The 13,071-nt window shown below is 46.7% G+C and carries 11 protein-coding genes and 1 pseudogene; 2 read left to right on the forward strand and 10 right to left on the reverse strand.

Annotated elements, in window-relative coordinates; all coding sequences use genetic code 11:
* From htpX to def, 3 genes are read right to left on the reverse strand one after another with little or no spacing between them, the layout of a single operon-like run.
* Positions 1–867, reverse strand: coding sequence for a zinc metalloprotease HtpX (gene htpX / locus ICV90_RS10210; protein WP_215358795.1), 867 nt, complete (start codon positions 865–867; stop codon positions 1–3).
* 2 nt (positions 868–869) lie between these two features.
* Complete coding sequence (gene fmt, locus ICV90_RS10215; protein ID WP_215358796.1) at positions 870–1,868, reverse strand: methionyl-tRNA formyltransferase; 999 nt, start codon at positions 1,866–1,868, stop codon at positions 870–872.
* A gap of 8 nt (positions 1,869–1,876) precedes the next feature.
* The gene (gene def, locus ICV90_RS10220; RefSeq protein WP_215358797.1) at positions 1,877–2,392 is read right to left on the reverse strand and encodes a peptide deformylase; all 516 of its coding nucleotides are present in this window, start codon (positions 2,390–2,392) and stop codon (positions 1,877–1,879) included.
* Between the two features lie 71 nt (positions 2,393–2,463).
* On the opposite strand from def, the gene dprA reads away from it, so the two are divergent.
* On the forward strand, positions 2,464–3,156 hold the full coding sequence (dprA, locus tag ICV90_RS10225; protein WP_215358798.1) for a DNA-processing protein DprA: 693 nt from the start codon (positions 2,464–2,466) through the stop codon (positions 3,154–3,156).
* Positions 3,157–3,362: 206 nt separating this feature from the next.
* Positions 3,363–6,035 carry a DNA topoisomerase III gene (locus ICV90_RS10230; protein ID WP_215358799.1) on the forward strand — a complete coding sequence of 891 codons (2,673 nt, stop codon included), beginning with the start codon at positions 3,363–3,365 and terminating at the stop codon, positions 6,033–6,035.
* On the opposite strand, the pseudogene mnmC reads toward ICV90_RS10230, so the two are convergent.
* The 7 genes and pseudogenes from mnmC to rpmH form a co-directional block, all read right to left on the reverse strand.
* Positions 6,008–7,096: pseudogene (gene mnmC / locus ICV90_RS10320) on the reverse strand (FAD-dependent 5-carboxymethylaminomethyl-2-thiouridine(34) oxidoreductase MnmC); the annotation flags it as partial. The gene ICV90_RS10230 and the pseudogene mnmC overlap by 28 nt on opposite strands.
* A gap of 48 nt (positions 7,097–7,144) precedes the next feature.
* Positions 7,145–9,010: a phosphoenolpyruvate carboxykinase (GTP) gene (locus ICV90_RS10235; RefSeq protein ID WP_215358800.1), complete on the reverse strand. Its 1,866-nt coding sequence runs from the start codon at positions 9,008–9,010 to the stop codon at positions 7,145–7,147.
* Positions 9,011–9,100: 90 nt separating this feature from the next.
* Positions 9,101–10,462 carry a tRNA uridine-5-carboxymethylaminomethyl(34) synthesis GTPase MnmE gene (mnmE, locus tag ICV90_RS10240; protein ID WP_215360494.1) on the reverse strand — a complete coding sequence of 454 codons (1,362 nt, stop codon included), beginning with the start codon at positions 10,460–10,462 and terminating at the stop codon, positions 9,101–9,103.
* Between the two features lie 43 nt (positions 10,463–10,505).
* Positions 10,506–12,179 (reverse strand): membrane protein insertase YidC, encoded by a 1,674-nt coding sequence (gene yidC, locus ICV90_RS10245; protein ID WP_215358801.1) that lies wholly within the window; start codon positions 12,177–12,179, stop codon positions 10,506–10,508.
* 6 nt (positions 12,180–12,185) lie between these two features.
* Positions 12,186–12,428, reverse strand: a complete 243-nt coding sequence (gene yidD, locus ICV90_RS10250; RefSeq protein WP_215358802.1) for a membrane protein insertion efficiency factor YidD — start codon at positions 12,426–12,428, stop codon at positions 12,186–12,188.
* Complete coding sequence (gene rnpA / locus ICV90_RS10255) at positions 12,429–12,746, reverse strand: ribonuclease P protein component (protein WP_251367740.1); 318 nt, start codon at positions 12,744–12,746, stop codon at positions 12,429–12,431.
* 8 nt (positions 12,747–12,754) lie between these two features.
* Positions 12,755–12,889: a 50S ribosomal protein L34 gene (rpmH, locus tag ICV90_RS10260; RefSeq protein ID WP_011903922.1), complete on the reverse strand. Its 135-nt coding sequence runs from the start codon at positions 12,887–12,889 to the stop codon at positions 12,755–12,757.
* Positions 12,890–13,071 lie beyond the last annotated feature (182 nt).

The raw sequence follows: 13,071 nt of genomic DNA on the forward strand, positions 1-13,071 counted from the left end.
TTAATTTGCTCCGGGATAAACCCCGTTTTTAGCCATACTCATTAAGCGTGCCACCCGCTCTTCAGTAGGCGGATGGGTTGAAAAAAGTTGTGCGAGGCCGCCGGTACTCAAAGGGTTGAGAATCATCATCTGCGCTGTTTCAGGATGCTGTTCAACTGCTTGAAATGGGATGCCTTGTGCATAGTTGTGAATTTTTTCTAATGCCTGTGCTAGCGCCTCAGGATCAGCGCTTATTTCGGCACCGCCGCGATCTGCCTCATATTCTCTTGCGCGAGAAATACTCATTTGAATCAAGCTTGCTGCGATCGGAGCCAAAATTGCCACCATCAAGCTGGCTATTGGATTATTGGGTCTACCCTCAGAATCGCGGCCACCAAAGAACATGGCAAAGTTAGCCAATGCTGAAATGGCCCCAGCCATAGTGGCGGCGATAGTCGAAATCAAAATATCACGATGGCGAACGTGGGCAAGCTCATGCGCCATCACGCCACGTAATTCACGATTCGAGAGAATTTTCAGAATGCCGGTGGTTGCAGCAACTGAGGCATTGTCTGGATTGCGCCCCGTTGCAAAAGCATTAGGAGCATCCTCATTAATTAAAAATACTTTAGGCATCGGTAAGCCAGCCTTCTCCGACAACTCTTTAACGAGCCCATAAAACTGGGGGGCAGATCTTTCGTCAACCTGCTGTGCATTAGTCATCTTCAGCACCATGGTGTCAGAAAACCAATAGCTGAAAAAATTCATGCCAACAGCCAGCAGTAAAGCCATCAACATACCCTGCTCACCACCCAACATACCACCAACCACAATAAAGAGTGCAGTAATTGCTGCCATCAAAACAGCAGTCTTTGCAAAATTAAACATTTCTACTCCTTTGTTTGAAAGCGCAACAATTTTTTACTATCACCAATCGACTGCAAACACGTTTTGGCATCTATTTTTTTGCCGCCTGGTTTTTGCATCTCCAAGACCTCAAGCACTCCTTCACCACACTGAATATATGTGCCCTTATTACTTAACCCAAGCACCTCGCCTACAGTACCGCTGGAGCTTACAGCTTTAGGGTCTGCAAGCCTTGAATTCCAAAACTTCACCGCCAGTCCATTCAAATTGCTACTTGCCCCCGGGAAAGGATTAAAAGCCCGAATACGATGATCGATTTCTTTGGCACTTAGAGCCCAATCGATCCCTGCCTCATTCTTCAGTATTTTTTCAGCGTAGATAATGCCGTCTTTCGCTTGCGGTACCCGAGATAAATCTTTGGCTTGGTCTAAGGAATTTAAAACATCCACAATGGATTTCGAGCCAAGCTGCGCCAACCGATCATGCAAGCTGGCACTCGTTTCATCGCGAGCAATTTCAAGGTCCGCAACTAAAACAGTATCTCCGGTATCCAAGCCAACATCCATTTGCATAATGCAAACGCCTGTTTTGGAATCGCCCGCTTCAATTGCTCGCTGAATTGGTGCTGCACCACGCCAACGGGGCAACAGAGAAGCGTGAATATTAAAGCTGCCATGTCTTCCTGCTCTCTCGCTAATATCCAAGATCTCTTGGGGCAAGATCAGGCCATAGGCAACCACCACCATGACGTCAAAGTCCGCTGAAGATAGGCGCTCGTATGCAGCTTGTGCCTGCGCCTGCTTCTGCGAATCGGTGCTTGTGCGTCTTAATGTTTCCGGTTGCAGCACAGGAATATTTTTTTGCAAAGCAAACTCTTTTACTGGGCTTGCCTGAAGGTGCATGCCCCTGCCAGCGCGGCGATCGGGCTGCGTTAAAGCCAAAACAATTTCATGACCAGCATCGTAAATTGCGCGCATCGCTTGCGCAGCAAACTCAGGAGTTCCAGCAAAAACGATTTTCATTAGTGCGCTTAGCGCTGACCCACTAATTCTTTAGCGCGCTTTTTCATTTTTTGTGAGATACGAGTTCTTTTAAGTATTGATAAATACTCAACAAACACTTTTCCTTGCAAATGATCTAACTCGTGCTGCAAACAAACTGCCAACAAACCATCAGCCTCTATTTCGAATTCTTTACCGTCAACGTTTAAAGCCTTTACTCGAATTTCAGATGGTCTCTCAACCTCGTCATAAAACTCTGGAACAGATAAACAACCTTCGCGCCAAGATTTTGTTTCAGAGCTGGACCAAATAATTTCTGGGTTGATAAAAACCATCAATTCGTTTTGTTCATCAGACACATCAATTACCACGATGCGCTCATGAATATCTACCTGCGTTGCTGCCAAGCCAACACCGGGGGCGTCATACATGGTGTCCGCCATATCGGCGACAATTTTTTTAATGCGCGCATCCACTTGCGCAACAGGTTTGGCAACCTTGTGCAAGCGGGGGTCTGGATAACAAAGGACGGGTAATAAAGCCATATAAGAATTATCCAACAGAGCTATCAGTCTGTCCTGATTGTCGCAATTCCCCCAAAGAACAAAATTGATTTATGCAAACATCCTCCACGCCTAATGCCATTCTCCAAATCGATCGCAAGAGCCCTTATTACCCAATTCGCCTCCATGATTTATATGATCCCCCGGGATGTCTTTATATATATGGGGACATTCATCTTCTGAAGAGGCCCGTGATTGCGATCGTAGGCTCTAGAAACGCCAGCCCTGAAGGCTTAAAAAATGCAGGCCTGTTTGCCCAAGCATTATCGAAAGCGGGCGCCTTGATCGTTTCTGGCCTAGCAAAGGGGGTCGACAGCGCCGCCCATCAGGCGGTCATTGAGCTTGGACCCAATCACTGCACTGCGGCAATATTGGGAACAGGCATAGATGTCGTCTATCCCCGTCAAAATATCGAACTATCTCGTGCCATCAGCCAACAGGGGCTATTGGTATCTGAGCTTCCCCTAGGCTCGGGGCCTAAAGCATGGCACTTTCCAAGAAGAAATCGCATTATTGCCGCCCTAGCTATTGGTGTCGTTGTTATAGAGGCGGCTGAAAAGTCGGGCTCTCTCATTACAGCCCGCCTGGCCGCAGACCTTGGAAGGGAGGTTTTCGCCCTTCCCGGGCCCATCCACAACACCAATTCTGCCGGCTGCCATCTACTTATTCAGCAAGGTGCAAAACTAGCCTTTAAACCAGATGATGTTCTTGAAGAGTTTTCTTTTTTAAGCAAAAACAGCATTTAAATGGCCTAGAAAGGGATTTTTATCTGAAAACTGGGAACTTCTGCCCGCCCAAAACTGGCCAAAAATAGGCGTTTTTGGACTTTTCCTAATTTATCGGTTAATAATAAAAAAGGGGTATGCAATTGGCCAAGCCCGATTTTGGTTTAAATTGGCCATCCGTTTTATCCCAAAAACCATCATTTCTAGCTCAAATTTAGGCAAAACGCGTGGCAACTAAAGCAACTACCAAAAAAAGCAGCTCAAAGACTACCGCCGGGGACCACCCTAAGGCGCTCATCATTGCGGAGAAGCCTTCTGTTGCCAATGACATTGCCAAAGCCTTGGGCGGCTTTACGAAGTACGAAGATTATTTTGAGAGCGATGAATTCCTAATCTCTTCCGCGGTTGGCCATTTATTGGAAATTGCCGCCCCTGAAGAATTTGATGTGAAACGTGGCAAATGGTCGTTTGCCAATTTACCGGTGGTGCCTCCTTATTTTGATTTGCGTCCGATTGTAAAAACAGAATCACGCCTCAAAGTTTTACAAAAACTCATTAAGCGCAAAGATGTAACTGCCCTCATTAATGCTTGTGACGCGGGGCGTGAGGGTGAATTAATTTTCCGCTTGATTGCGCAACACGCAAAAGCATCGCAATCTATTAAGCGCTTATGGCTCCAATCGATGACCCCCGCCGCCATTCGCGAAGGCTTTACCAATTTACGCAGCGATGAAGACATGAAGCCTCTTGCTGATGCGGCTCGTTGTCGCTCGGAGGCTGACTGGTTGGTCGGCATCAATGGCACGCGCGCAATGACAGCCTTTAATAGCAAGAGCGGCGGCTTCTTCTTAACGACTGTAGGTCGTGTGCAGACTCCAACACTTTCTATTGTGGTGGAGCGCGAAGAGCTCATTCGCAAGTTCATCTCTAAAGATTACTGGGAAGTGAAGGCTGAATTTATCGCTGCTGCTGGCGTGTATGAAGGCCGCTGGTTTGACCCTAAATTCAAAAAGGATGCTGCCGAGCCCGACGCGCGCGAGAACCGCCTATGGAGTGAGGCTGCAGCTCAAAGTATTGTGGCTGCATGCCGCGGCAAAAAAGCAAGCGTGACTGAAGAAGCCAAGCCTGCTACACAGCTTGCTCCTCAGCTATTTGATTTAACGAGCTTACAACGTGAAGCGAACGCGCGTTTTGGATTCTCTGCAAAAAATACATTAGGTCTTGCACAGGCTCTATATGAGCGCCACAAAGTATTAACCTATCCACGTACCGACGCAAAAGCGCTTCCTGAGGACTACCTCGATACCGTTAAACAAACCATGGAGAACCTTGCTGAGCATTCACAAGACTATCGTGCTTTTGCTAAACAAATTTTGAAGGGTGACCCAAAGGATCCTAAGGCCAAAGCGGGCTATGGTTGGGTAAAGCCAAACAAACGAATTTTTGATAACTCTAAAATTTCTGATCACTTTGCGATCATCCCAACATTAGAAACGCCTAAAACTTTAAGCGAGCCCGAAGCCAAGCTCTACGACTTGGTTGTGCGCCGCTTCTTAGCCGTGTTTTATCCTGCCGCAGAGTTCCGTGTGACCACACGCATTTCCGAGGCGTCCGGACACCACTTTAAAACCGAAGGTCGTGTGCTTGTAAACCCTGGTTGGCTAACGGTTTACGGCAAATCCAATCAAGCAGACGATGAACTCGTTCCCGTCCAAGAGGGTGAGGCTGTACAAACTGAGTCTATTGCAGCAGTGCCATTGAAAACCAAGCCGCCAGCACGCTATACAGAAGCAACCTTACTCTCCGCAATGGAAAGTGCGGGTAAGTGGGTTGATGATGATGACATGCGCGAAGCGATGGCTGAAAAGGGATTGGGTACACCAGCAACTCGAGCCGCCATCATCGAAGGCCTGCTTGCTGAAAAATACATGGTGCGCGAAGCTCGTGAACTGATTCCAACTGCAAAAGCATTCCAACTGATGACTTTGTTGCGCGGCTTAGATGTTGAAGAGTTAACTCGCCCCGATCTCACTGGTAGCTGGGAGAACAAACTTTCTCTCATAGAGCAAGGCAAGATGAATCGCGATACTTTCATGCAAGAGATCGCGCAAATGACTCAGCGCATCGTCAAGCGTGCCAAAGAATATGACAGCGATACCATTCCAGGCGACTACGCCACCATGACCACGCCATGCCCACACTGTAAGGGTCCGGTAAAGGAAAACTATCGACGTTTTGCCTGTGAAAAGTGCGGCTTTACGATCAGCAAAACACCTGGTGGGCGCGCATTTGAATATCCTGAAGTTGAAGAGTTGTTGCGTGAAAAAACCATCGGTCCACTACAAGGTTTCCGCAGCAAAATGGGACGCCCATTTGCAGCCATTATTAAATTAAGCGAAATTCCAGAGGATGACAAAGATTATCCAAATGCGGGCTTCAAACTTGAGTTTGATTTTGGCAACACGCAAGATGATGAGACTGAAGCCGTCGATTTCACGGGCCGTCTAGCGCTAGGCGTTTGTCCAAAGTGTTCGGGCGCAGTATATGAAGATGGCATGCGTTATGTTTGTGAAAACAATACTGGCCCCAATAAATCATGTGATTTCAAAACCGGAAAAGTAGTTCTACAACAAGAGGTCTCGCCAGAACAGGTTCAAAAGTTACTGAAAGAGGGCAAAACAGATCTTCTAACTAACTTTAAGTCGAACCGCACTGGGCGTGGCTTTAAGGCCTATTTAGCGCTAGATTCTGCTGGCAAAATTGGCTTTGAATTTGAGGCTAAAGCACCTAAGGCTGAAGGCGCTGCTCCCGCAAAGAAACGAGCGGGCGCAAGTGCAGCGACTAAGTCTGCAGCAAAACCTAAGCGTGCAAGCAAAGCAAAGTCATCATCTAGTAGCTGAGCCGTAATCAGCTTAGCCGCTAGGGCGGACCACAAAATTCCTCTCGATCCCAAGGCAGTAGCTAAAAATATTCCTGGGCGCTGAGGAAGTGCGCCGATGATTGGTAAACGATCTCCAGCAACACAACGCACACCAACAAAATCTCCAGACTTTATCAACGACGAAAGATTTCCTTCTTCGTAATCCACTAAGCGCTTAGCTTGCTCACGATTGAAGTCATCACTGATTTCTCTTGGTGAGAGGTCATCCTCACCCTCATCAAAACTAGAGCCAACAATCCATTGATAGCTACCATCATCAAGTTGCTTGGCAGGCAAACAATATCCATCTCCAGAGATGCCAACCTGGGGTAATTTTTTGATCCAAGGGTCATTTTGCCGAACCGTGAAAATGCTCAACTGACCGCGCACCGGCCTTAAGGGCAAACGAATACCGATACTATTCATAAGATCTTTTGCTTCAATGGCGCAGGCCACTACAACTTGATTTGCAGTCATAATCAGATTGTTTGAGGCATCAAATAAATGCCACTGATCGCTGAGCTCCTCTAAGCGCGCGATGCGCGTGCTCCACACACAAGTTAATCGCTGTTGTTCGTGTAACAACCCCTTGCTTGTTTCATGCAAATTTAAACCAGCGCCACGCGGCAACCAAACGCCGCTTTGTTCAATTCCACAAAACCGTTTAGCCTCTTGAGCATCCATGGCAATAGCCATATCTTCATCAAGATTCAGTGAACGCAAATGCTCTTCTGTTGCAGCTCGATCAAAGGTTTTATCTTTTTTGGTCGGCTGAAATATCCCGTATTGCTGCCACATATTTTTCCAGCGTGCCTCGGCCAGAAGAAATGCAAGGCGCGTTAGACGCAATAAACGGGGGGCGCCCTTGCCAATATGCGGATGTGCAATGGCATAAGCATGGCTTGAACAGGCGGTGGCCGGAGATGGAGCGGCGTCAATAATACAAACAGCTTTGCCACGCTCGAGCAACTCATTTGCAATGGTTGCCCCACAAATGCCTGCCCCAATCACCACTATTTCATGGTGTTGGGGTTTGGTCATTGATTAAGTATTGATAAAACGATTGATGCTGCTATCAGCTTATGAAGCTTAAGCATTCAGGCGTTGTTCGATCTTGGAGCGAGTTTCTTTCATCTCTTTTGGCAAGCGATCGCCAAGGTGCTCGAACAATTCTGTGTGCAGCTTAAGCTCATTCTTCCAATCATCAATTCCAACGGTGATTGCTTTAGTAAACTTTTCTGCGGAATAGTCGAGACCACCCCAATGCATATCTGTGTACTCTGGAGTAATACCAAATGGGGTTTCTTTGCCGCTTGCCTTACCTTCTGCGCGGCCCAAAATCCAAGAAAGAACACGCATGTTTTCACCGAAGCCTGGCCATACAAACTTGCCATTCTCATCTTTGCGGAACCAGTTCACGCAATAGATCTTTGGCAATACTGCGCCTTCAGATTCGAGCTTCTTACCAATATTGAGCCAATGTTGGAAGTAGTCGCTCATGTTGTAACCAGCAAATGCAATCATTGCAAATGGGTCGCGACGTACAACGCCGATTTGACCTGTAATGGCTGCGGTGGTTTCAGAGCCCAATGTTGCAGCCATGTAAACGCCCTCAACCCAATCACGTGCCTCGCTAACCAAAGGTACGGTATTTGAACGGCGGCCGCCAAACAAGAATGCATCAATAGGAACGCCTGCGGGATCATCCCAATTTGGATCAACCGCTGGGTTGTTAGTCGCCGCAACAGTAAAGCGTGAGTTTGGATGCGCGGCTTTACGGCCAGCAGCCCCATCGGCTGGAGTCCAGTCTTTGCCTTGCCAGTCAATCAAATGTGCTGGTGGAGTTTCTGTCAAACCTTCCCACCAAACATCACCGTCATCAGTCAAACCAACGTTTGTAAAGATCACATCTTGATTGAGAGAGTCGATACAGTTTTGATTTGTTTGGCGGTTAGTTCCAGGAGCTACGCCGAAGTAGCCAGACTCTGGGTTAATTGCAAACAAACGAGTTTTGCCAGTAACGGCATCTTTGCGTGGCTTGATCCAAGCAATGTCATCACCAATAGTGGTAACTTTCCAACCCTCGAATCCCTTTGGAGGAATCATCATGGAGAAGTTGGTTTTGCCACACGCAGATGGGAATGCGGCTGCGATGTGATATTTTTTACCTTCGGGTGAAGTTACGCCCAAGATCAGCATATGCTCAGCCAGCCAACCCTGATCGCGACCCATATTGGAGGCGATGCGTAATGCAAAACATTTTTTACCTAACAATGCATTGCCGCCGTAGCCTGAACCGAAAGACCAAATCTCACGTGTTTCTGGGTAGTGAACAATGTATTTGTTTTTGTTGTTTGGCCATGCGACGTCTTTTTCACCAGCAGCCAAAGGCTTGCCCACAGTGTGAATACAAGGAACAAACTCGCCGTCAGCGCCAAGCTGATCGATTACCGCTTTACCCATGCGAGTCATCAACTTCATATTGATCGCCACATAAGGGCTATCAGACAACTCGACACCAATGTGTGCGATTGGCGAACCAATTGGGCCCATAGAGAAGGGCACTACATACATGGTTCTACCGCGCATACAACCATCAAACAATGGATTCAATGTTGCGCGCATTTCGCTTGGCTCTACCCAATTGTTAGTTGGACCAGCATCTTCTTTCTTTGCTGAGCAGATGAAGGTGCGATCTTCGACACGCGCCACATCCTCAGGATCAGACAAAGCTAAAAATGAGTTTTTACGCTTAGCAGGGTTAAGGCGCTTAAATACACCAGCACTCACCAACAACTCGCACAATTCGTCGTATTCAGCTTGTGAGCCATCACACCAACGAATGGCGTCAGGCTTGGTAAGAGCTGCCACTTCGCCAACCCACTCAATTAGACGCTTGTTTTTTACGTAAGCTGGCGCATTCACATTAATTTGGCCGCTGGTAGTTGAAGTCATATGTTTCCCTATGAAGATTAAATTTTTTAATCCGACGATTTTAACATTTCGGTCACATTTGCTGTGTGGGCCAGACACAGCACAAACCCTTTACTTACCAATGCAGAATTGGCTGAAGATTTTCCCCAAAAGGTCGTCTGGAAGCAGTTTTCCGGTAATTTCCCCCAAGTGTCTTTGGGCTAAAGAGAGCTCTTCTGCAAATAATTCGAGAGAATTGTTGCCATTTGCAGCGAATTCTTCTGATTTTTCAATATGTTCAGCCGCGCGCTCTATGCAGTCTAAATGTCTTCTACGAGCCAAAATAGCGCCCTCCTGGGGTCCAGCCCAACCCACAAGCTCCAGAATCTTCTGTTTTAACCCCTCAATTCCCTCTCCAGTTTTGGCGGAAATCAGCAAAACTTCACTGGGCGCAGTTTTTGATGGTTCTTGGAGCAAATCAACCTTATTCACAAGCTCAAGCACGGCGCATTTAGGCGGTAATTCCCTCAAAATCTGAGTTTTTAGGTCGTCCTGTTGGGCGGCCGACTGAGCATCAGTCAAAAAAATCACTATGTCTGCCAAACGAATGGCATCCCACGATCTTTCAATGCCTTTTGCCTCTACAACATCCGTTGTTTCGCGCAGACCAGCTGTATCAATAATATGCATGGGCACACCGTCAATGGTGATGCTTTCTTTAACCCGGTCTCGAGTTGTCCCGGCAATAGGGGTAACAATGGCGACCTCTTCACCGGCCAAGCGATTAAGCAAAGAGCTTTTCCCCACATTGGGCGCTCCGGCTAATACCAGCTGAATTCCATCGCGCAAAATTTTTCCCTGCTTAGCGCCCGCACGTAAAGCTTGTAACTTTTCTTTAACCGCGGTCAAGCGCTGACGTGCCTGAGCATTTTCTAGAAACTCAATTTCTTCCTCTGGAAAATCTAAGGTCGACTCAACCAAAATCCTGAGTTGGGTAATTTCTTCAATGAGATTATTGATGTCGTCAGAAAAAGCACCCTGCAAAGAACGAGCTGCGCCGCGAACAGCCGCCTCGCTTTGCGCGTCAATTAAATCTGCAATAGCCTCAGCCTGGGTTAAATCAATTTTGTTGTTGAGATAGGCACGCAGGGTAAATTCGCCCGGCTCTGCAATGACAAGTCCCTCGGATTTGCCCAACTCTAAACAGCGTTTCATCACCAACTCAAGAAGTTGTGGGCCACCGTGACACTGAAGCTCTAAAACATCTTCACCCGTAAAAGAAGCTGGTCCAACGAAATGAATTGCAATGAGCTGATCAATGGCTTGGCCATTCTCATCACAGAGCGTTAATAGATTTACTTGTCTTGGAGGAAGGTTTTTTTGAAATAATGCGCTCGACAAAGCGCTCAAATTTTTTCCACTGATGCGAATAACCCCGACGCCCGCCTTGCCGGGCGCGGTTGCAATAGCAATGATGGGCAATTTTCTTGTCATCATTGCTGTCTATTTATTGCAAGCGAGTTATGCCGCGCTCAAATTACTTAGCGGGCTTTTTTCCAAACATCTGATTAATCTGCCACTGTTGAGCAATCGATAGAAGGTTATTAGTAACCCAATATAAAACCAAGCCCGCAGGGAAGAAAAAGAACATGATTGAAAAGACGATCGGCATGTACATCATCACCTTCGCCTGAATTGGATCTGGAGGCGTTGGGTTCAACTTCGTTTGCACAAACATAGAGACAGCCATAATGACCGGCAGAATGTAATACGGGTCAGGCACCGAGAGATCATGAATCCACAAAACCCATGGTGCGCCACGCATCTCAACCGATGACAACAATACCCAATACAACGAGATAAACACAGGGATCTGAATCACAACCGGCAGGCATCCACCCAACGGGTTAATTTTTTCCTTGCGGTACATCTCCATCATGGCTTGATTGAGTTTTTGTGGCTCGCCCTTGTACTGCTCCTTCATGGCCGCCAAGCGCGGCTGCACTTCCTTCATGCGGGCCATTGACTTATAACTTGCAGCAGATAGGGGGAAGAACACCAGCTTAATTAAGATGGTCAACAGGATGATGGACCAACCCCAGTTGCCAACATAACCATGAATTTTTTCAAGCAACCAGAAAATGGGTTTAGCAATAATAGTCAGATAACCGTAGTCCTTGAGCAATTCAAAGCCTGGAGCAATCGTCTCCAAAACCTTTTCTTCTTGAGGTCCCACAAATAATCTGGCTTTTTCTACAACAGTTGCTCCTGGGGCAACAACACCTAGGGGTGTTTGCATACCAATTCGATACAAGCCGTTGTCTATTCTTCCAGCATAAATATCCCGTGCATCTTTGTCGCCCGGAATCCAGGCGCTCGCAAAGTAGTGCTGAACCATGGCGATCCAAGCTGGCTCACCAGCAGCAACTTGCGTTGGGATGGTGATCTTGTTTTTATCTATCGCTGAGAACTCCAGCTTATTAAATTTTTCTTTATCTGTGTAGGCGGCCGGTCCAGTAAATGTGCTGGCTGAGAAGGCGCCGCCAAATGGGCCGATTTTTTGCTCTTGTGAAGCGTCGCGCACAATTTCTGTGTACAAAACAAGAGGGTTTGGGTTGTTTGTTGTTTGTGTGACGCGATGGCCAACATCTACTACATAGCTACCAGGATTTAGGATGAATGTTTTTTCAAGTTTGACGCCGTTACGTTCGCTGGCAAATACTGCAAACGGTCTACCTGAACCATCTTTTCCTGACTGTACTAATTTAAAGGTGCTTGTGTGATTTGGAAGGTCGTTATTGTTTAAAGAAATTAAACCAGACCGTGCAAAATATTTGTGTGTTGGCGTGTATTGAAAAAGCTCTACTGGATTTTTCTCAGCAGTTAATTCTTTTAATAACTTAGCATCAATTACATTTGCTCCGCTGGCACTAATTTCCAATACCAACACATCATTTTGGAGTGTAAACTTTTCTGCACCTTCTATGGTGCCACCACTAACCACTGGCGTTACGGCAACTGCCGGCGCACCTGCGGCTTGCATAGGGACATCAACTTTGCCTCCCGTTGTGGCCTTGTCAGCAACAGCCGGGGAGTTCGCTGGGGCGCCACCAAACAAGGATGGCTTGCCTTCATGAACCTGCCAATTGTTGTAGAGCATGAGACCCGACATCGAGAATACTGCCCAAAGAATTGTTTTTTTAAAGTCCATTTACATTCACTTAAGTTGGTGTTTTGTATCTTTTACAGCAGGATCATAACCGCCGTGTGACAACGGGTTGCAGCGCAAAATACGCCACGCCGTTAGGCCAAAGCTTTTAATAAATCCGTAATGACTAAAGCAGTCACATGCATATTGCGAACAGCTGGGCACATACTTGCAGTGCATACCTAAATAAGGGCTTAAAGCTAGTTGATATATTTTTACCAACTTAATTGCCGCATTATTTAAGGCGCGCACCTAAAGCAGCCCCGAAATTTGAGAGCGCAAAATTTCTTTTTCTTTTTTTCTGAGTCTGCCCCGAGTTTCGCGACCGATTGGTTTTTTGAGCTTGACCACAACATCTTTATTTAATGTTTTGGCTTGAGCCGTCCAAACCAATTCGCGAATCATCCGCTTTAGGCGGTTTCGATCAACCGCTCTTTTGGCCAACTTCTTTGCTACCGCAACCCCCAAGTCAGGCTTGACGCCCTCTTGAGTGGATGCAACATACATGCCCCAATACAAACTTGTCTTGGGGCGTGCTTTAAGTAATTCAGAAATCCTTGCGCTATTCAATGGCTAAATTACACAGCCAAACGCTTGCGGCCTTTTGCACGACGAGCATTTAAAACTGCGCGTCCGCTTTTGGTTTTCATGCGAATACGGAAGCCGTGTGTACGCTTGCGACGAGTTACTGAGGGTTGGTAAGTTCTTTTCATGTTCTATCCCTGGAAAACCAAGTATTTTCCTTGTTGCAGAGCAAAAGGTCAATCGATCTTGATGAATATGTAGGTGTTTTTCTCTATTTTTAGTGAAATTTCTCTTAAATCATTAATTTAAATAGAGATTTTTCTATTATTCACAAGTTATCCACAGCTTTTCCACGTTTTTGTTGCTTGTG

The organism is Polynucleobacter sp. JS-JIR-II-b4 (assembly GCF_018687815.1).
Lineage (GTDB): Bacteria > Pseudomonadota > Gammaproteobacteria > Burkholderiales > Burkholderiaceae > Polynucleobacter.